General features: G+C 71.0%; 17 protein-coding genes. 12 read left to right on the top strand and 5 right to left on the bottom strand.

Translation table 11 applies throughout. The features are described 5' to 3' along the window. Positions 1-19 precede the first annotated feature (19 nt). The 5 genes from trxA (at position 20) to BW949_RS03545 (ending at position 4,641) form a co-directional block, all read left to right on the top strand. On the top strand, positions 20-340 hold the full coding sequence (trxA, locus tag BW949_RS03565; protein ID WP_076363507.1) for a thioredoxin: 321 nt from the start codon (positions 20-22) through the stop codon (positions 338-340). 143 nt (positions 341-483) lie between these two features. Then, on the top strand, positions 484-1,041 hold the full coding sequence (gene hslV, locus BW949_RS03560) for an ATP-dependent protease subunit HslV (RefSeq protein ID WP_076363506.1): 558 nt from the start codon (positions 484-486) through the stop codon (positions 1,039-1,041). Next, positions 1,034-2,110, top strand: a complete 1,077-nt coding sequence (locus BW949_RS03555) for a hypothetical protein (RefSeq protein WP_097176958.1) — start codon at positions 1,034-1,036, stop codon at positions 2,108-2,110. Before hslV ends, BW949_RS03555 begins: the two co-directional genes overlap by 8 nt. Positions 2,111-2,113: 3 nt before the next feature. Further along, entirely contained in the window at positions 2,114-3,424 is a 1,311-nt protein-coding gene (hslU, locus tag BW949_RS03550) for an ATP-dependent protease ATPase subunit HslU (protein WP_076363505.1), read from the top strand. A 68-nt stretch (positions 3,425-3,492) separates the two neighbouring features. Then, the gene (locus BW949_RS03545) at positions 3,493-4,641 is read left to right on the top strand and encodes an alpha/beta hydrolase (RefSeq protein WP_076363504.1); all 1,149 of its coding nucleotides are present in this window, start codon (positions 3,493-3,495) and stop codon (positions 4,639-4,641) included. Positions 4,642-4,683: 42 nt separating this feature from the next. Here BW949_RS03545 and BW949_RS03540 read toward each other — a convergent pair whose 3' ends face one another. Next, a complete protein-coding gene (locus BW949_RS03540; protein WP_076363503.1) occupies positions 4,684-5,361 on the bottom strand; it encodes a Smr/MutS family protein in 678 nt (225 codons plus the stop codon). A gap of 185 nt (positions 5,362-5,546) precedes the next feature. Then, positions 5,547-6,209, bottom strand: a complete 663-nt coding sequence (locus BW949_RS03535) for a Tim44/TimA family putative adaptor protein (RefSeq protein ID WP_076363502.1) — start codon at positions 6,207-6,209, stop codon at positions 5,547-5,549. 146 nt (positions 6,210-6,355) lie between these two features. Between BW949_RS03535 and BW949_RS03530 the strand changes: the two genes are divergently transcribed. The 5 genes from BW949_RS03530 to BW949_RS03510 all read left to right on the top strand — a co-directional run bounded on the left by BW949_RS03530 (position 6,356) and on the right by BW949_RS03510 (position 13,418). Further along, the gene (locus BW949_RS03530) at positions 6,356-6,898 is read left to right on the top strand and encodes an FxsA family protein (RefSeq protein WP_076363501.1); all 543 of its coding nucleotides are present in this window, start codon (positions 6,356-6,358) and stop codon (positions 6,896-6,898) included. Positions 6,899-6,956: 58 nt separating this feature from the next. Further along, complete coding sequence (gene secB, locus BW949_RS03525) at positions 6,957-7,448, top strand: protein-export chaperone SecB (RefSeq protein WP_076363500.1); 492 nt, start codon at positions 6,957-6,959, stop codon at positions 7,446-7,448. A 132-nt stretch (positions 7,449-7,580) separates the two neighbouring features. Beyond that, positions 7,581-8,111: an isopentenyl-diphosphate Delta-isomerase gene (locus BW949_RS03520; RefSeq protein ID WP_076363499.1), complete on the top strand. Its 531-nt coding sequence runs from the start codon at positions 7,581-7,583 to the stop codon at positions 8,109-8,111. A gap of 121 nt (positions 8,112-8,232) precedes the next feature. Beyond that, positions 8,233-10,029, top strand: coding sequence for an autotransporter assembly complex protein TamA (locus BW949_RS03515; RefSeq protein WP_076363498.1), 1,797 nt, complete (start codon positions 8,233-8,235; stop codon positions 10,027-10,029). After that, positions 10,029-13,418, top strand: a complete 3,390-nt coding sequence (locus BW949_RS03510; RefSeq protein ID WP_076363497.1) for a translocation/assembly module TamB domain-containing protein — start codon at positions 10,029-10,031, stop codon at positions 13,416-13,418. The genes BW949_RS03515 and BW949_RS03510 overlap by 1 nt, the downstream gene beginning before the upstream one ends. A gap of 24 nt (positions 13,419-13,442) precedes the next feature. Here the strand turns inward: BW949_RS03510 and BW949_RS03505 are convergent, their stop codons facing one another. Beyond that, positions 13,443-14,318 (bottom strand): YihY/virulence factor BrkB family protein, encoded by an 876-nt coding sequence (locus BW949_RS03505; RefSeq protein WP_076363496.1) that lies wholly within the window; start codon positions 14,316-14,318, stop codon positions 13,443-13,445. A 330-nt stretch (positions 14,319-14,648) separates the two neighbouring features. Between BW949_RS03505 and BW949_RS03500 the strand changes: the two genes are divergently transcribed. Further along, on the top strand, positions 14,649-15,929 hold the full coding sequence (locus BW949_RS03500; protein ID WP_076363495.1) for a cytochrome-c peroxidase: 1,281 nt from the start codon (positions 14,649-14,651) through the stop codon (positions 15,927-15,929). On the opposite strand, the gene BW949_RS03495 is transcribed toward BW949_RS03500, so the two are convergent. Next, positions 15,926-17,485: a CRTAC1 family protein gene (locus tag BW949_RS03495; protein ID WP_076363494.1), complete on the bottom strand. Its 1,560-nt coding sequence runs from the start codon at positions 17,483-17,485 to the stop codon at positions 15,926-15,928. The two genes, BW949_RS03500 and BW949_RS03495, sit on opposite strands and share 4 nt — an antisense overlap. After that, positions 17,482-18,723 carry an ROK family transcriptional regulator gene (locus tag BW949_RS03490; protein WP_097176957.1) on the bottom strand — a complete coding sequence of 414 codons (1,242 nt, stop codon included), beginning with the start codon at positions 18,721-18,723 and terminating at the stop codon, positions 17,482-17,484. The genes BW949_RS03495 and BW949_RS03490 overlap by 4 nt, the downstream gene beginning before the upstream one ends. Positions 18,724-18,968: 245 nt before the next feature. Between BW949_RS03490 and xylF the strand changes: the two genes are divergently transcribed. Continuing rightward, positions 18,969-19,994, top strand: coding sequence for a D-xylose ABC transporter substrate-binding protein (xylF, locus tag BW949_RS03485; protein WP_076363492.1), 1,026 nt, complete (start codon positions 18,969-18,971; stop codon positions 19,992-19,994). Positions 19,995-20,035 lie beyond the last annotated feature (41 nt).

The raw sequence follows: 20,035 nt of genomic DNA, 5'->3' as shown, positions 1-20,035 counted from the left end.
TTTCCCGCAGGAGAAAGTCATGGCCACCCAAGCCGTCACCGACGCGACCTTCGACGCCGAGGTCCGCCAGTCCGATATTCCCGTCGTCGTCGATTTCTGGGCCGAATGGTGCGGCCCCTGCCGTCAGATCGGCCCCGCGCTCGAGGAGCTGTCCGGGGAATATGCCGGCAAGGTCAAGATCGTGAAGATCAACGTCGACGAAAACCCCGACAGCCCGGCGATGCTGGGCGTGCGCGGCATCCCGGCGCTGTTCCTGTTCAAGGGCGGCGAAGTGGTGGCCAACAAGGTCGGCGCCGCGCCGAAAGCCGCGCTGAAAAGCTGGATCGACGCCTCGATCTGAGCGCCGTTCCCCGCAGCACGAAGACCGCCGACGCCCCCCTTGCGGGGGCGTCTTGCGTTGGGCCCGCGCCGCGCCGGGGCGGATCGCCGCCTTGCACCTTGCCCGTCCGGCCCCAATATGGACACGAACACGGGAGGGTTAAGATGGCCGACGACAAATTCCCCGGCTGGCATGGCACCACCATCATCGGCGTGCGCAAGGGCGGACGGGTCGTGGTGGCGGGCGACGGACAGGTCAGCCTGGGCCAGACCGTCATCAAGGGCACCGCCCGGAAGGTGCGCCGCCTTGCGCCCGGCGGCCACGAGATCGTGGCGGGGTTCGCCGGGTCCACCGCAGATGCCTTCGCGCTGCTCGACCGGCTTGAGCGCAAGCTCGAGGCCGCGCCGGGGCAGCTGGCCCGCGCCTGCGTGGAACTGGCCAAGGATTGGCGGCTGGACAAGTATCTGCGCAACCTCGAGGCCATGCTGATCGTGACCGACGGCGCGGATCTTTTCGTCATCACCGGCGCGGGCGACGTGCTGGAACCCGAACATGACGTGGCCGCCATCGGCTCGGGCGGGAATTACGCGCTGGCCGCGGCGCGGGGCCTGATGGAGACCGATCTCGACGCCGAGACCGTGGCCCGCAAGGCCATGGCCATTGCCGCCGACATCTGCGTCTACACCAACGGCAACCTGACCGTGGAGGTGATCGGTGGCTGAGCTGACCCGCGAGGATCTGCGCGCCGCCGTTGCCGCCGGCATCCTGACCGAGGCCCAGGCGGCCTCGACCCAGGCGCTGTCCGAGGCCCGCGCCGGCCAACGCGCCGCCATGGGCCCCGACGACGAACCCTTCGAGTTCTTCCGCGGCTTTGCCGAGATCTTCATCTCGGTCGGGCTGGCGATCCTGTTTTCCGGGGTGGGGGTGATGATGACCCTGTTCACCGGCGCCGGCGCGCTGGTGACGGTGCCGGGCGTCACCGCTGCCCTGGCCTGGTGGATGGGGGGCTATTTCACGCTGAAGCGGCGGATGAACCTGCCCTCGATGCTGCTGGTGGGGGCCTTCGCGGCCTCGGTCTTCCTGATGGGGGGCACGCTGGCCACCCTGTTCGACCTGCCCGAACGCGCCGTCCTGGCCGCAGCCGAGATCGCCACGATCGCGGGGCTGTGGGCGTGGTTTCAGCGCTTTCGGCTGCCCTTCACCATGTTCGTTCTGGGCGCGGTGGCGCTGGCGCTGACCTATACGCTGACGGCCTCGGCGCAGTCGATCATGGCGATCGGGCTCAATGGCACCGGCGCCCTGTTCGACCTGCGCGCCAACCCGGCCTTCGGCCTGGCCACGCTGGGCTTCGGGCTGGCGGCCCTTGCCGCGGGGATGCGCTTTGACATGAAAGACCCGCACCGGCTGGGCCGGCATTCGGCCACCGCCTTCTGGCTGCATCTGCTGGCGGCGCCGGCGCTGGTCAACACCGGCGCGGTGACCTTCTACAACATGGGCACCGGCGCGGGCATGGCGGCGCTGGCCGCGGTGCTGGCGGTGATGACGCTTCTGGCGTTGGTGATCGACCGGCGGTCCTTCCTGACCGCGGGCATCCTGTGGGTGGGGGCGCTGGTCGTCTGGGTGGTGATGGGCGACGGCTCCGGCTCGACCGGGCAATGGGCCGCCATCCTGATCGCGCTGGGCGCCGTTCTCACCGCCACCGGCACCTTCTGGACCGACCTGCGCGCGCGTCTGATGCGCGCGCTTCCCGATTTTCCCGGCAAGCACCGCCTGCCGCCCTATCCGGAGTGATCCATGACCAACCTCACCCCGCGCGAGATCGTCTCGGAACTCGACCGTTTCATCATCGGCCAGGCCGAGGCCAAGCGCGCCGTCGCCGTGGCCCTGCGCAACCGCTGGCGGCGCAAGCAACTGCCCGATGACCTGCGCGAGGAGGTCTATCCCAAGAACATCCTGATGATCGGCCCGACCGGCGTCGGCAAGACCGAGATCTCGCGCCGCCTGGCCAAGCTGGCGCGCGCGCCCTTCCTCAAGGTCGAGGCCACCAAGTTCACCGAGGTCGGCTATGTCGGCCGCGATGTCGAGCAGATCATCCGCGACCTGGCCGAAGCGGCGATGGTCGAGACCCGCGCCCGCATGCGCGAGGAGGTCCGCGCCCGTGCGCAAAAGGCCGCCGAGGATCGCGTGATCGAGGTGCTGGCGGGCACGGATGCGCGCGAGGGCACGCGCGAGATGTTCCGCAAGAAGCTGCGCCAGGGCGATCTGGACGACACCGTGATCGAGCTTGAGGTCGCCGAGCCCGCGCCCAATTTCCCGATGATGGACATTCCCGGCCAGCCGCCGGGCGCCGGGGGCGCGGGGATGATGAACCTCGGGGATCTGTTCAAGGCCTTCGGCGGGCGCCGGGTGCGGCGCAAGCTGACCGTGGCCGAAAGCCACGAGGTTCTGGTGTCGGAGGAGGCCGACAAGCTGCTGGATGACGAGGCCGTGCGCGCCGCGGCGATGGAGGCGGTCGAGCAATCGGGGATCGTCTTCATCGACGAGATCGACAAGGTCTGCGCCCGCGCCGAGACCCGCGGCGCCGATGTCTCGCGCGAGGGGGTGCAGCGCGACCTGCTGCCGCTGATCGAGGGCACGACCGTCTCGACCAAGCACGGGCCGGTCAAGACCGACCATATCCTGTTCATCGCCTCGGGGGCGTTCCATATCGCCAAGCCTTCGGACCTTCTGCCCGAACTTCAGGGCCGGCTGCCGATCCGGGTCGAGCTGAAGCCGCTGACCGAGGGGGATTTCGTCCGCATCCTGACCGAGACCGACAATGCGCTTACCCGCCAGTATACGGCGCTGATGGCCACCGAGGAGGTGACCGTGACCTTCACCGACGAGGGCATCGCGGCGCTGGCGCGGATCGCCGCCGAGGTCAACCAGAGCGTCGAGAATATCGGCGCGCGGCGGCTTTATACGGTGATGGAACGCGTCTTCGAGGAATTGTCCTTCACCGCGCCCGACCGCACCGGCGAAGGGGTGACGGTCGATGCGGCCTTTGTCGAGAAGCATCTGGGCGATCTGTCCCGCTCGACCGATCTTTCGCGCTACGTGCTCTGATCGGCCACTGGTCAGGGGGGGCGGGGGCGGCTAACCTTTCGCGCGGGTCATCCCGGCGCGGAGGGGGCATGCGGCGCAGCATTCTGGTGGTTCTGATCGTGGTCCTGGCGGCGGCCTGTTCGCCGCGGGCCGAGTTTCGCATGGTCCCCGAGGCCGCGCGTGACGCGGGGCAAGACGGGGGGCAGAACGGGGCGCCCGAAAGCGCGGAGGTGCCGGTTTTCGTGGGCACGACCCGCGCCCCCGATCCCGAGACGGGCGAGCCCTTCTCGTGGAAGCGGGCGCCGCGGCTGCGCTATGCGCGCTTTGACGTCGAGGTGCCGCGCGACCGCGCCCCCGGCGAGATCCCGGTGCCTGCGCGCGGCCGTCCGGCCGATCCCGAACGCCATTTCGTTCTGGGCGACGCGCAGGTCTATCCGGCCGCGCCCGCCTTCCGCGCCAGCCTTTCAAAGGCGCTGGCCGCGCGCGGCGGCGAGGCGGTGATCTATGTCCACGGTTTCAACAACACCATGGCCGAGGGCGTCTATCGCATGGCGCAGCTGGCCCATGACCTGCAATTGCCCGGCGTCTTCGTGCATTACGCCTGGCCCTCGCGCGCGCATGTGATGGGCTATGCCTATGACCGCGATTCGATGATGGTCTCGCGCGATGGCTTCGAGGGGCTGTTGCGCGAATTGCGGGCTGCGGGCGCGCGGCGGGTGGTGATCCTGGCGCATTCGATGGGCTCGGCGCTGACGATGGAGGTGCTGCGCCAGATCTCGCTCCAGGGGGATGACGCGCTTTTGCGGCGGATCTCGGGGGTAGTGCTGATCTCGCCCGATCTCGATGTCGACCTGTTCCGGTCGCAGTCGCTGCGGGCGGGCTGGCTGCCCAGGCCCTTCGTCATCTTCACCTCGCAGCGTGACCGGGCGTTGCAGCTGGCCTCGCGGCTGTCGGGCGAGGGCGAGCGTCTGGGCAACCTCAGCGATGTCGAGCGCGTGGCCGATCTGCCGGTGACGGTGGTCGAGGTGGGGGCCTATTCCTCGGGCGACGGGCATTTCACGCCGGGCAATTCGCCGGCGCTGCTGGCGCTGCTCAAGCATGGGGGCGAGCTGAATGCGGCGCTGGCGACCGAGGCCTCGGGGCGGACGGGGCTGGTGCCGGGCGTGGTGCTGACGGTGCGCGACGCGACCCGGATCGTGCTGTCGCCGGTGGGGGGCATGGTGGGGCTGACGCCCTGATCGGCCCCGTTCCGTGCGTGCCTGTCTTCAGCGCGTGCCGGTTCAGCGCGTTCCGGGGCGGCGCAGATAGACGTAATAGGCGCCGCTGCCGCCGTGGCGGGCATGGGCCGAGCTGACCTGGAGCACCAACCCCGAAAGCGGCGGCAGATGCAGCCAATGCGGCACCTGTTCGCGCAGCACGCCCGGCCGCGTGGGCAAGGGGCCGGGGTCGCCGTCGCGCCGGCCCTTGCCGGTGATGACCAGAACCAGCCGCTGCCCGCGCGCATGCGCCCCCGAGACAAAGCGGATCAGCGCCGGATGGGCCTGCGCCACGCTCATGCCGTGCAGGTCGATCCGGGCCTCGGGCGCCAACCGCCCGCGCGCCATCTTCTGATGCGTCTTGCGGTCCATGCGCACGGGCGCCTCGGCCAGCCATTCGGCCGGTGCACCGGCCAGATCGACGCGCAACCGTGGTTCGGGGCGCGGCTCGGGGGCGGGGATGCGCTGGGAAAAGGCGGCCAGGCGGGGCGGATCCTTTTCCGGCACGCGCGCGGCGGGCGGACGGGCGGCTCCGGCGGGCGGGGATGCGGGAAGGGGCGGATCGGGCAGATCCTCGGACGGGCGCAGATCGCCGGCGTTGCGCGCATCTGCCGGCAGCGCCGTGGCCGAAGCCGCAACCCGCGCCCAGAGATCGCGTTCCGCCGAAGACAGCTTGCGCTTCTTGCGCCCTTGCCCGCTCATCACGGCACCTGCGGGCCGGTGCGACCCCTGGTGCGATCCCCGACGCGATCCCCGGCGTGGGTGCCGCGCAAGGCCGCGTGCCGCCCGACGTCAGGCGGCGCGATCGCCCGTCCCGGCCACGCGGCTGGGGCGATCGGCCGGACCCGTGCCGACGCAAGGGGAAGGGCGGCGTCCATCCCCCAAGGTCAGCCGCCGGTGGCGACCAGTTGCCAGTTCGGGTCCGAAGCGCCCATGCGGCGGGCAAAGGTCCAGATGTCGCGCTGCTTGCGCACCGCCTTGGGGTCGCCCTCGACCACGTTGCCTTCGGCGTCGCGCACCACCGACACCAGCTCGCCCTGGAAGCGCACGGTGATCTCGGCCAGGCCGTCGGCGGGGGTGAAGCTTGCATCCTCGAGGGTCAGCTCGCGCAGGCCCAGGAATTCGGAGTCGACCTTGAGCCCCTGCTCGGCGCGGGCGTTGACCACCTGTTCGAAGGCCTCCAGAACCTCGGGGCCCAGGAACCGGCGCACGCCGTCCAGCTCGCCCTTCTCGAAGGCCATCAGGATCATTTCATAAGCGCCGCGCGCCCCCTTGAGGAAGTCGCCCACCGAAAAGCCGGGCTCGGTGCGTTTCATCGCGGCCAGCGCCTCGGCGGCGGGGCTGTTCTCGTCCACATGGTCGATGATGTCGGGATCGGGGCCGCCCTCGATCACCTCGAAGTCGCGGGCCGGGGCGCGGTCGGTGGGCATCGGCATCGGCTTGGCCGGGCGTTCGAAGCCGTCGCGCGTGCCCAGCACGCTTTTCAGCCGCAGGATCAGGAAGATCGCCACGGCGGCCAGCACGATGAGCTGAATGAGAGCGTTCGACATGGGGCATGGTCCTGTGCGTTGCGATGCGCGGCAACCCGACGCGCGCGGGGCGGGGCGGCTTGGCTCGACCCGACTTATGTAGGATAAGGGCAGGATCAAGTCCACCGCCCGACAAAGGGCGCTTGCGCAGGGGAGGGAGACGCCGCATGTGGCTTTTTGCTGCCTTCGTCGCGGTTCCGGTCATCGAGATCGCGCTTTTCATCCAGGTGGGCGGCCTGATCGGCCTGTGGCCCACGATCGGCATCGTCATCCTGACCGCATTGGCCGGCACCGTGTTGATGCGCAGCCAGGGCGCGCAGGCGCTGGCGGATCTGAACCGTTCCATGGCCGAGCTGCGCGACCCGACGGCACCGCTGGCGCATGGGGCGATGATCCTGTTTGCCGGCGCGCTGCTGCTGACGCCGGGGTTCTTCACCGACACGGTGGGCCTTCTGCTGCTGATCCCCGGCGTGCGCGCGGCGCTGATGAAGTCGATCGCCCGGCGCATCGAGTCGGGGGGGATCGTCTTTGCCACCTATGGCTCGGCGCGGCCGGGGCCGGGTATGGGGCCGGGGGCGCCCGGAGCGGGGCCCGACACCCCGCGCAATCGCGCGCAAGGCGACGTGATCGAGGGCGATTTCACCGAGATCGACCCCGACGGGGATGCAAAACGCCCCTCGGACGGGTCTTCGGGGTGGACACGCCATTGAGAGGCCGGAAACGGGCTGCTAAGACTTTCGGCGAACAGAATTCCGAGGAGAAGACCTAATGTCCGAGCAACCCGCGCCGCAGGCGCCGCAGCTCAAGATGAGCGTCCTGGCGCAATACGTCCGCGACATGTCCTTCGAGAACGTGGTCGCGCAGAAGGGGCTCAGCTCGGCCGAGGTCCAGCCCGAGATGCAGGTGCAGGTCAGCCTGGATGCGCGCAAGCGCCCGGCCGAGCATCAATATGAGGTCATCACCCGGTTCAAGGTGACCGCCAAGAACAAGACCGATGATGCGCCGCTCTATCTGCTCGAGGTGGATTATGCCGGCATCTTCCACGTCGAGGGCATCCCCGAGGAGCAATTGCACATGTTCCTCATGATCGAATGCCCGCGCATCCTGTTCCCCTTCGTGCGCCGGATCGTGTCGGACGTGACCCGCGACGGCGGCTTCCCGCCCTTCAACCTGGACATGGTGGACTTTGTCGCGCTGTACCGCGCCGAGTTGGCGCGCCGGGCCGAGAACACGCCGCCGGCGGACAAGCCCCTGTCCTGACGCGTATTTCCGGTTTCCGAGTGAATGACGCAACTCCTGCGGCAAGCCGCCCCAGCGGCAAGCTGCCCAAGTGACGCGAAGATTTCCCCGGCGCCCAATGGGGTTGGGGCATCATCCGGCTTGGGCAGCATTATGACGGATCTGGTTCCGGCGTGGGTCGGCGGAAGGCTGGCCCCTGTAGAAAAACTGGAAGTCCATACCGAAGGCCTGCGCCATCGCGCCGTGTCGGTTTTCGTCATGGACGGGGAGAAGACGCTGATCCAGCGTCGGGCGCCGGGGAAGTTCCATTCCGCCGGTCTGTGGTCGAATTCCGTCAGCACCCATCCCCATTGGAACGAGGCCCCCGAGGATTGCGCCATTCGCCGCCTGCGCGAGGAATTGGGCATCCGCGGGCTTTATCCCGCCTTTGCCGACCGCATCGAATACCGCGCCGAGGTGGGCGACGGTCTGACCGAGCACGAGGTGGTGGACATCTACCTGGCCTATGGGCGGGTGGGGATGGCGCTCGCGCCCGATCCGGTCGAGATCGTCGAGACGAAATGGGTGGGGCTCTATGATCTGGCGGCCGATATCACCCGGCACCCGGACCGCTACACGATCTGGTTGCAGATCTATCTCGAAGAGCACATGGACCGCATCTTCTCGGCGCTGCTGCGCAGCTGACGGTGGCGGGGACCGCGCGCCTGCGCGATCGGCGATCACGATCGCGCGGACGGGCCGTTCCGGCGCGGTTGACGCGCGGGCGCCTCTGGTATCCGGGCGCGTTTCCTGCGACGTTGGGCGCATGCGGTTCGGGGTCTTCTTGCGTGGGGTCATCTTCGGGGCGGCGGGCCTTCTGGGCGCGGCCGGCGCCGGGGCATATTCTGTCGATTTCCGGGTCACCGGCGGGGACGACGATCTTGCGGACGCCTTGCGCGGGGCCGCGCTGGTGGCGGGGCTCGACACCGATGCAGGCGTCGATCCGGCCGAGGTTCTGGCCGCGGCGCGCGGCGATTACGCCCGCCTTCTGGCCGCGCTCTATGATGCGGGCCATTACGGCGGCCAGATCCATCTGCGCCTTGACGGGCGCGAGGCGGCGACGATCGGCCCGCTGGATGCGCCCGCGCGGATCGGCCGGGTCGAGGTGAGCGTGACGCCGGGGCCGCGTTTCAGCTTTGCGCAGGCCAAGGCCGCGCCGCTGCCCCCCGGCGCCGATCTGCCCGAGGGCTATCGCCCCGGCGCCGTTGCCCGTTCTGGCGTGATTGCCAGCGCCGCGCGCGACGGTGTGACCGCCTGGCGCGCGGCGGGCCACGCCAAGGCGCGCCTGTCGGATCAGCGTCTGATCGCCGATCATCGCAGCGCCACGCTGGCGGCCAGCCTGGCCTTCCAGCCCGGCCCGCGCGTCCGCTTCGGTCAGTTGCGCCTGGCCGAAACCGGCCGCACCCGCCCCGCGCGTCTGGCCAAGATCGCCGGGTTCCCGCAAGGCGAGGTCTTCGCCCCGGCCGAGCTTGACCGGGTGCGCGCGCGTCTCCTGCGCACCGGGGTCTTTGCGTCCGTCGCGCTGACCGAGGCCGAACGGCTGGGCCCCGACGACAGCCTTGACGTGACGCTGGGCGTGGTCGACCAGAAGCCGCGGCGGCTGGGCTTCGGGGCGGAAGTGTCCAGCCTCGACGGGGTGTCGCTGTCGGGCTACTGGCTGCACCGCAATCTCTGGCGCGGGGCCGAGCGGCTGCGCGTCGAGGCCGAGATCGAGGGGATCGGCGCGCAGACCGGGGGGACGGATTACACGCTGGGGCTGCGGCTCGAGCGGCCGGCGACGCCGGGGCCCGACACCAGCGCCTATCTGGAGACGCGGCTCGAGCGGCTGGACGAGGAAGACTATACCGAGACCACCGGCGCGATCGAACTGGGCTTCAGCCATTGGTTCAGCGAAAAGCTGACCGCCGAGGCGGGCCTGGGCTATGCCGTCAGCCGGGTCGAGGATGCGCTGGGCACCACGCATTACCGGCGGCTGGAACTGCCGATGGCGATCACCTGGGAAAACCGCGACACGCCCATCGACCCGCGCAACGGCATCTATGCCACCGCCGCGGCACGGCCCTTTCTGGGGTTCGGGACCACTGGCACCGGGGCGCAGATCAAGGCCGATCTGCGCGGCTATCGCACCCTTGGCCGGGTGACGATGGCAGGGCGGGTGCAGCTGGGCTCGGTCACCGGATCGGGGCTGCTGGAAACCCCGCGCGACTATCTGTTCTATTCGGGCGGGGGCGGCACCGTGCGCGGCCAGCCCTATCAGTCGCTGGGCGTTTCGGTCACGCAGGGCGGCACCACGCTGGATCTGGGCGGGCGCGGCTTCGTGGGGGTGTCGCTCGAGGCGCGCACCCGCGTTACCGACAAGATCGGCGTCGTGGCCTTTTATGACGCGGCGGGCGTGGGGACCAATTCCCTGCCCGGTGATGGCGCCAGCTGGCATTCGGGTGCGGGGCTCGGGCTGCGCTACGACACCGGGATCGGGCCGATCCGGCTGGACGTGGCCGGCCCCGTCTCGGGGGGCACCGGCACCGGCGCACAGGTCTATATCGGGATCGGGCAGGCATTCTGATGGCACGGATCGTCCCCCTTCTGGCTCTGACGGCGGCGCTGGCCGGCCCGGTTGCGGCGCAGGACATCGAGGCCCCGCCCGCCCTGCCGCCCAGCGTCTTGCCCGCCGCCGACCCCGAGACCACGCGCGCCGACCGCGACTTCCTGACCGGGCTGATCGAGGACAACCTCTCGGGGACGGGGCGGACCCTGCGGCTTGAGGGGTTTCGCGGCGCGCTGTCGTCCGAGGCGCGCTTCGACAGCCTGACCATCGCCGATGACGCGGGCGTCTGGCTGACCATCTCGGACGGGGTGATCGCGTGGAACCGCGGCGCGCTCCTGTCCGGCCGGATCGAGGTGGACACGCTGAAGGCCGCGCGCATCGAGCTGCCGCGCCTGCCCACGCCCGCCCCCGATCAAGCCCCCGCCGCCGAGGCCACGCCCTTTGCGCTGCCCGAACTGCCGGTGGGCGTGCAGATCGGCCGGATCGAGGCCGAACGCATCGTCCTGGGCGCGCCGGTGCTGGGTCAGGCGGCCGAGCTGTCGGCCAGCGGCGCGCTGACGCTGGCCGATGGCGGCGCCAGCGCGCAGCTCAGCGCAAAGCGGCTCGACGAAGGCCCCGAGGGGCGCTTCTCGCTCAATGCGCGCTATGATGGAACAACCTCCGAGGCGGCGATCGACCTTCTGGCGCAGGAGGGCGCGGGCGGGATCGCGGCGGGGCTTCTGGGCCTGCCCGAGGCGCCGGCGCTGCAACTGGCGCTGGCCGGGAACGGGCCCTTGCGCGGCTTTTCGGCCGACATGCGGCTGTCGGTGGACAACCGCCCGCAACTGTCGGGCCATGTCGAGACCCGCGCCGACAAGGACGGCGCGCAGATCCTGGATCTGGCGCTTTCGGGCGATCCGGGGCCGTTCCTGCCCGCCGATCAGGCCGCTTTCCTGGGCCCCGATGTGCGGGTGACGGCGCAGCTGATGCGCGCGGCCAACGGGCGGCTACGGCTGCCCGCCTTCGAGATCGCCGCGGGCGGGGTGCAGGCCACGGGGACGGGCGCGCTGCTGGCCTCGGGGCGGCCCGACCACCTGAGCCTGGCCGTGCGGCTGGGGGCCGAGGACATGGCCGTGCCGCTGCCGGGCGGGGGCACGGCTGAGGGCGGCCAGCTGGATCTGGGGTTCGACCGCAGCCGGGGCGAGGCCTGGCGGCTTCAGGGCCAGCTGCGCGATGTCGTGCTGCCCGCGGGGCGGATGGCGGCGCTGGATCTGCGCGGCTCGGGCCGGGTGCAGGAGCGGCGCGATCGGCCGCTGGTCCTTGGCGGCACGGTGGAGATGACCGCCTCGGGGCTGGCGCCGCGTGATGCCCGCCTGGCGCGCGCGCTGGGCCCGCAGGCGCAGGCGCGCACGATCTTCACCTGGAGCGCGGCCGAGGCGCTGCGCCTGTCGCGGCTGGAGCTTGCGGCTGCGGGCGCGCGCGCGGGCGGGAACCTGCGGCTCGATATCACCGGCGCCAAGGCCGATCTGGAAGGGGCGCTGGACCTCGATCTGCCGGATCTGGCGCGCTATTCCGCGCTGGCGGGGCGGGCGCTCTCGGGCGCGGCCGAGGCGCGTCTCGAGGGCCGGGCCGAGCTTCTGTCGGGCGCCTTCGACGGCGAATTGAGTGCGCAGGCCACCGGGCTTTCGGCGGGCTTCGGTGCGGCGGACGGGCTCTGGGGCGGAACCTCCGATCTGGTGGTGTCGGCGCGCCGCGATGCCGACGGCCTCGAGCTGCGCCGGGCGCGGTTCACCGCCGGTCAGATCCGGGCCGAGGCCGGGGGGCGGCTCTCCTCGGAGGCGGCCGATCTGAATGCGCAGATCGCGGCGCCGAGCCTTGCGCCCCTGGCCCGCGGCAGCCTGACGGCGCAGGCCGCGCTGACCGGGCCTGCGGGCGGGCGCGCGCTGGCGCTGTCGGGGACCAGCCGCGCCCTGGGGCTGGGGCTGGGCACGCTGGACCAGATCCTGGGCCAGAGCATCGCGCTGTCGGCCGATGTCACCCAGATCGCGGGCGCGCAGGGCGGCTGGCGCGTGGCCGCCGATCTGCGCGGCCCCGGCGCCACGGATGCCCGCATCGAAGGCCAGGTGGCGGCCGATCTGGCCCGCGCCGATCTGAACCTTGCGGGGCGCACCGGCGCCGATCTGGCCGCGCCCTTCCTGGGCGACCGCGCGCTGTCCGGGCCGCTTGATTTCGATCTGCGGTTGAACGGGGCGCCGGGGCTTTCGGCGCTGTCGGGGCGGGTGACGGGCGCGGGTCTGCGGCTGGCCGACCCGGCGCTGGGCCTTGTGCTCGAGGACATGCAGGCGCGCGCCGATCTGGCGGGCGGGGCGGCCCAGGTGAGCGCCGGTGCGCGCCTGCGCGAGGGCGGGCGGATGGACCTGCGCGGCCGGATCGGCCTGTCGGGCGGTTTTGACGCGGCGCTGCGCGCGACGCTTGCGCAGGCGCATCTGCGCGACCCGGAATTGTTCGACACCTCGGTCAGCGGGGATCTTTCGATCGACGGGCCGCTGACGGGGGGCGCGCGGATCGCGGGCAATCTGGAGCTGGGCCAGACCGAATTGCGCATTCCCGCGGGGCTGGCCACGGCCGCGCCCATCCCCGATCTGATCCACCGCGCCGAGCCGGCCGCCGTGCGCGCCACCCGCGCCCGCGCGGGCCTTCTGGCGCAGGCCGAGGCCGCGGCGCCGGGGCGGGCCTATCCGCTCGATATCGGGTTGTCCGCCCCGCGGCGCATCTTCGTGCGTGGCCGCGGCGTCGATGCCGAACTGGGCGGCGCGCTGCGTCTGGGCGGCACCTCGGCCGCGGTGGCCCCGGCGGGCGAGTTTCGGCTGATCCGCGGCCGGCTCGACATCCTGGCCAAGCGGTTCGACCTGACCGAAGGGCTGATCCGGCTGCAAGGCGCGCTGGTGCCCTGGCTGCGCTTTGCCGCCACCACCACCGAGGACGAGGTGAGCGTGACCATCGGCCTCGAGGGGCCTGCCGATGCGCCCGAGCTGAGCTTCACCTCAAGCCCCGAACTCCCCGAGGACGAGATCCTGGCGCGCATCCTGTTCGGCCGGGCGGCGGCGACGCTCTCGCCCTTCCAGGCCGCGCAGATGGCCAGCGCGGTCGCCAGCCTGGCCGGCAAGGGCGGCGAGGGGATGGTGGGCCGGCTGCGCGCCAATCTGGGGCTGGACGATTTCGACGTGACCAGCGGCGCCGATGGCGAAACCGAGCTGCGCTTTGGCAAGTATCTGGGCGAGAACCTCTATACCGATGTGACCGTGGACAGCCAGGGCCAGAGCGAGGTGACGATCAACCTCGATGTCTCGCCCAATCTGACGGTGCGCGGGGCGATGGGCCAGGACGGCGGCACCGGCGTCGGCATCTATTACGAACGCGACTATTGACGCCCCACGCCCGATGTCCGGCGCTCAGGGCGTGATGCCGGCGCGGGGCTGCGGCGGTGCGGGGGGCTGGTCCCGGTCCGGCGCGCGGGCGCGCGCGGCGATCTGGGCGTTGACCGCCGCCCCCGCCAGCACCACCCAGACCGACAGATAAAGCCACATCAGCAGCGCGATCACCGCCCCCAGCGAACCATAGATCCGGTTATAGGCGCCGAAATTGCCCAGGTAATAGGAAAAGGCCAGCGATGCCCCCGCCCAGCCCAGGCACGCGACCACCGCGCCGGTCGAGAACCAGCGCTCGGTCCGGTCGGGGGTGTTGGGGCCATAGCGGTAAAGGATCCCCAGCGCCGTCAGCATCAGCGCCAGCATCGCCACCCAGGGCAGCGCCTTGAGCATCAGCGCCTGCACCCCCGCCATCGGCAGGAAGGCCAGCACCAGCGGCACCACGACCACCACCGCCAGCGCCACCAGCATCACCCCCACCAGCGCCAGCGTCAGCACCTGTCCCAGGATGAAGGCCGCGATGCCGTGGCGGGGGCGGGTGTCGTGCAAGATGTCGATGCCTTCGACCAGACCGGCCACGCCCGCCCGCGCCGAATAGAGCGCGATTGCGACCGAGACCGCCGTGGCCCAGCCCAGCCCCTGACGCGGCGCCTCGAGCAAGGTGTCGATCTGCGCGGTCAGGATGGCGAAGGCCTCGGGGGGGATGAACTCGCGCGCGACGTCCAGATAGCTGGCGATCACATGCGGATCGGCGACCAGCCCCCAGATGGCGATCACCGCCGCCAGACCGGGAAAGATCCCCAGCATCGCATAGAAGGCGACGCCGGCCGCGATCAGCCCCAGATGGGCCGCGCCCATCCTGTCGGCCAATCCGCGGGTGAAATGCCAGGCCCGGATCATCGAACTCTCCCTTGCTTGCGCGGCGCGTTTCTGCTGACCTCGCAAGGACGACGAGGGGGGAGAAACGCGCATGGACTGGACACCCGATCCCGCGCGTCCTGCGCGGCAGCCGGGGCGACGCGGCGGCCGGCGCCGTGACGGGGGCCATGGGTCGGTGCCCGCGGCCCGCCCCGCGGCGCCTTGGCCCGAGTTTGGCCACGACAGACCCCATCAGGTGAAGTCGGCGATCTGCCGCACCGCGCGCGCCTGTGCCGGTGGGGGCGGGCCCCCGCGGGATATCGCCGCCCCGCCCGGCGCCGCGGTGGCGGGTATCGACCGGGGGGCAGGCGCATGGGCGGTCTGATCGCCGCGGCGCTTGTGGCGGGGTTCGGTGCGCTGAGCGACGCCGATTATGCCCCCGTGGACCCCGACGAGGCGCGGCTGGGCTGGCTTCTCTTCTATGACCCGATCCTGTCGGGCAATCGCAATATCTCCTGTGCGAGCTGTCATCATCCGCGCTTTGCCACCTCGGACGGGCTGTCGCTGGGTCTGGGCGAGGGGGCGGTGGGTCTGGGCCCGGCGCGCCACGTCACGCCCGAGAACACCCCCGAGCAGCGCATCCCCCGCAACGCGCCCGCGCTCTTCAATCTGGGCGCGCGGGAGTTCACCGTTCTCTTTCACGACGGGCGGATTGCGGCCGATCCGGCGCGGCCCTCGGGGCTGCGCACCCCGCTCGACGAGGACATGGTGAGCGGCTTTGCCTCGGTGCTGTCGGCGCAGACGATGTTCCCGGTGCTGTCGCCCGACGAGATGGCCGGCCATTACGCCGAGAACGAGATCTCGAAGGCGGTGCGCTCGGGGCGGATTACCGGGCCGGACGGGGCCTGGGATCTGATCGCGCGCCGGGTGGCCGCGATCCCGGCCTATGACGCGGCCTTCCGTGCGCTTTCGCCCGAAATCGCGGCGGGGCGGCCCCTGGCCTTCACCGATATCTCGAACGCCATCGCGGCCTTTGTCGCGCAGGAATGGCGCTCGGACACCAGCCCCCTTGACGCTATCTTGCGCGCGGGCGGGCCGTTGCCGCGCGGGGCGGCCTTCTTCTATGGCGCGGCCGGTTGCGGCGGCTGCCATTCCGGGCCGTTCCAGACCGATCACGCCTTTCACGCGATGGGCGCGCCGCAGATCGGGCCGGGCAAGACCGAACGTTTCGAGAGCCATTCCCGCGACGAGGGGCGGTTTCGCGTGACGGGCGACCCCGCCGATCTCTTCGCCTTTCGCACGCCGTCGCTGCGCAATGTCACGCAGACGGGCCCCTGGGGGCACGCCGGGGCGCATTCCGACCTGCGCGCCTTTTTGCGGGCGCATTCCGACCCGCGCCGCGGGCTGGCCGAATACGACCGCGCGCAGGCGGTGCTGCCCGCGCTGCCCGACACCAAGCCTGATTGGGCGATCCTTGACAGCCCCGCCGAACGGGCGGCGTTGGCCGATGCCGCGGTCGCGGTGCGCCCCTTGTCGGAAGACGAGATCACCCTGATCGTGGACTTTCTGGACAGCCTGAGCGATCCGGTCGCGCTGCGGGGGCGGCTGGGCGTGCCCGATGCGGTGCCCTCGGGCCTGCCGGTCGAACGCTAGCGGGTGATCTCGGCCCGCCCATCCACCGGCACCGGGGCCCAGGCGCCCGTCTCTCCGTCGGGCCAGATCACGCGGGCTTCGGCCGTGGTGTCGGCGCCCAGCCCGAAATGGAGCCCCCACGCCTGTCCGCCGGCATGCCCGCCGCCCACGGTGATCTCGGCCGCCTGAAGGCCCGCCGTGGCGCTGCGCAGCTCGACCCAGGCGCCCACGGCATCGGGGTTGGTTCCGCCCTGCCGCGGCCGGATCTCGACCCGGTGAGGCGCCGCGCCGGTGCCGCGGTTGCGCCAGATCTCCATCGGCGCGCGGCGGTTCACCACCACGATGTCAAGCCAGCCATCCCCGTTCAGATCGACCAGCGCCGCGCCGCGCCCGCGCGCCATCGACGCCACCCCGGCTTCGGCGGCGCGTTCGTGAAAGCGGCCGTCCGCGCCCTGCATCAGCAGGTTGTTGGGGTCGTGCATGGCGTTCGAGGGCATCTGGTCCACATTGCCCTTGGCGATGAACAGATCCACCCGCCCGTCATTGTCCAGATCGCCGAATTCGGCATGCCAGCCGGTCGCGGGCCGCCCGTCGCCGCCGATGAAGGGGCGCTGGGCATAGGTGCCGATGTCATAGGGCGCGGCCTCGAAGCCGGTGCCGCGGTTGATCTGGAGAAGCTGGTCGCCCATCGAGGTGGTCATCACCTCGGGCAGGCCGTCGCCGGTCAGGTCGCGGCTGGCGATCCCCATCCCCCAGAGCGAGACCCTGGGCCAGTTCGCGGGCTCGGTCAGCGCGGGCAGGGTGAACATCTGCTCGTAGCCGCCGCGCACGTAGTAATGGCGGTCATTGGCGATGCGCAGCGCGGGCCGGCCGGTCCGCGTCCAGTCCGAGACCAGCATCGACAGCGCGCAATGGCCCGGCGCCAGCGGCAGGGCGGGGCGATACCGCGCGCCTTGGGGGCGGAAGACGTCGTTCGTGTCGCAGGCCATGAAGGGGCCGTCGGGGTCGGTGCGGTCGACGTAATTGCCGAAGAACAGCGTGGGCAGGCGCTGGCCCGGCTCCCATGTCGCGGCGAAGGCGGTGGTCCAGGCGTCGCGGAAGCTCAGGCCCAGGGCTTCGGTCGCGTCTGCGAAGCGGCACGCGCCCAGGCCCCGCAGCACAAGGTTGGGCCCGACGCGCAGCAGCACCAGATCAAGCTGGCCGTCGCTGTCGATGTCGAGCGGATAGGCCCCGGTGACGGCGCCCGGCAGATCGGCGGTCTGGTCGGCGGCCATATCGAGGGGCCGCGCCTCGAAGCGGATCGGGCCGCCCGGGTCGGAGACGTTCCGCAGCAGATGCGAGGGCGCCGCACCGCCGGCGGCGAACAGATCGGGGCGCCCGTCGGCGTCGCAATCCAGCACCGCGACGCCGCCGCCCACGAAATGCTCCCAGCCGCCGTCGTAGACATGGCCGGGCGACAGGGCCGCATCATCGACGAAGCTGGGCGCCACCGGCGGCAAGGCGGGGTCGGCGGCCGCCCGCGCGGGCAGGGCCGCGGCCAGGCAGACCGCCAGGAGGCCGGCGCGCCGCCCCCTCATGGCACCGCCCGCGCGGCGTCCAGCGCGGCCTCGGTCACCTCCTGAAGCGCCAGTGCCGCGGCGCCATGCGCCCAGAGCAGGTCGCCCCAGGCGTGGATCTCGATGCGCGGCGCCGGCCGGCCGGTGTCGAGCATCATCGCCCCCATCTCGGACAGGGTTTCCTGGGCATAGAGGTAATCATAGCGCATCCGGTCGCCCGACAGGATGATGAGCCCCGGATCGAACAGGTTGACCACATTGGCCAGCCCCAGCGCCAGATAGCGCCCCGCCCGGTGGAAGATCGAGCGCGCCGCGGCATTGCCGGCCTTGGCGTGGTCATAGAGGCTCTCGAGCAGCGCCCCCACCGCCAGCGTGTCGCGGTTGGGCAGGTTCAGCGCGGTCTGCGCCTCGCGCACCAGCGCGTAATCGGCGACATAGGCCTCGAGACAGCCGCGCTGGCCGCAGCGGCAAAGCGCGCCGTCCATCTGCACCTTGGTATGGCCCAGCTCCATGCCGATGCCGCGCGCCCCGCGATAGAGCCGGTGGTTGAGCACGAAGCCCATGCCCAGCCCGTGCTCGATCGTCACCACCGCGAAATCCGACAGCGTGCGCCCGGCGCCGAACCACAATTCGGCCAGGGTGACCAGGTTGGCGTCGTTGTCGACATGGACCGGCAGGCCCAGATGGTCGGTCAGATGCGGGACCAGCGGCAGGTGGCGTTCGGTGATGACGGGCGACCAATGCACGGTGCCCGAGGCGGCATCGACAAAGCCCGGCACGCCCAGCCCCACCGCGGTCAGCGCGTCGCGCGCAATGCCGGCGCTGGCGCAGACACGCGTCAGAAGCGCGTCCGCGGCGTCCAGAAGTTCGGGCAGGGTCATCGGGCCGGGCTGGCGGGGGATGGCCTCGCCGGCCAGCCGGTTGCCAGCGAAATCCACCACCACGGCGGTATGTTCGCGGTCCGACAGCTTGATCCCGGCGACCAGATGCGCCCCGGCCCGCACCCCCAGAGCCACCGCCGGCCGGCCGCGGCCACTGTCGGCCTCGCGCGGGGTGGCGATTTCCTCGAGAAGGCCGGCCTCGATCAGCTCGGAGGTCAGCGTGGTCACCGATGCCGGCGACACCGCCAGGTCGCGCGCCAGGCTGGCCCGCGCGGTCTGACCCGCGGCGCGGACGCGCTCGAAGATCTGCTGGCGCAGCGGGCGCGCGGTGTCCGACAGCGGGGGAATCAGCGGCCCGCAGCCGGGGCTGGTGCCCATTTCGCGCGGTTTGGGGGGCGCGGCGGCTCTCATTTGTTCACAGGGTGAAATATATTCTGCGGTTGCAGCATCGAATTGCCCCTCGTTTCGCCGCGATGCGGCGCCATATGATGCGGGATTTTGCTCTTGTGAAAGTCTGGCAGCTAAAATTTTTTTGACAACCAAATTTAATGGGCGCAGGTTTGTCGCACCCTGGCGAACAGCGTCGGGCGGGCCCGGCAGCGGCTCGGATATGGGAGGGTGTCATGAACAAGATTCTTCTGGCCGCGGTCGCGCTGACGGCGGGCCTTGCGACGACCTCGGCCTGGGCCGAGATGACCGTGGGCGTGTCCTGGTCGAACTTCCAGGAAGAACGCTGGAAGACCGACGAGGCCGCGATCAAGGCCGCGCTTGAGGCGGCGGGGGCGAAATATGTCTCGGCCGATGCGCAATCGTCTTCGGCCAAGCAGCTTTCGGACGTCGAGAGCCTGATGGCCCAGGGGGTCGATGCGCTGATCATCCTGGCGCAGGATACGCAGGCCATCGTGCCGGCGGTCTCGGCGGCCGCCGACGAGGGCGTGCCGGTCGTGGCCTATGACCGGCTGATCGAGGATCCGCGCGCCTTCTACCTGACCTTCGACAACGTCGAGGTGGGCCGGATGCAGGCGCGCGCCGTTCTGGCCCAGGCGCCCGAGGGCAATTACGTGATGATCAAGGGCTCGCCCACCGATCCGAACGCCGACTTCCTGCGCGGCGGTCAGCAGGAGGTGCTGCAACCCGCGATCGACGCGGGCAAGATCACCATCGTCGGCGAGGCCTATACCGACGGCTGGCTGCCCGCCAACGCGCAGCGCAACATGGAGCAGATCCTGACCGCCAACGACAACAACGTCGATGCGGTGGTGGCCTCGAATGACGGCACCGCGGGCGGTGCGGTGGCGGCGCTGACCGCGCAGGGCATGGCCGGCATTCCGGTTTCGGGGCAGGACGGCGACCATGCCGCGCTGAACCGCATCGCGCTGGGCACGCAGACCGTCAGCGTCTGGAAGGATTCGCGCGAACTGGGGCGCGCCGCGGCCGAGATCGCCCTGGCCATGGCCGGCGGCACCGAGAAGGCGTCGGTCGAGGGCGCGGTGGAATGGACCTCGCCTTCGGGCACGGTGATGACCGCCAAGTTCCTGCCGCCGATCCCGATCACGCGTGACAACCTGCCGGTGGTGGTCGATGCCGGGTGGATCCCGCTCGAGACGCTCTGCCAGGGCGTGAGCAACGGCCCGGCGCCCTGCAACTGAGCCCGGCCGCCGGGGGCGGGCCCCGTGTGGCCTGCCCCCGC

Origin of the sequence: Phaeovulum vinaykumarii (assembly GCF_900156695.1) — a bacterium.
GTDB classification, from domain to species: Bacteria; Pseudomonadota; Alphaproteobacteria; order Rhodobacterales; family Rhodobacteraceae; genus Bieblia_A; species Bieblia_A vinaykumarii.
This window is presented reverse-complemented; position numbering and strand designations above follow the sequence as displayed.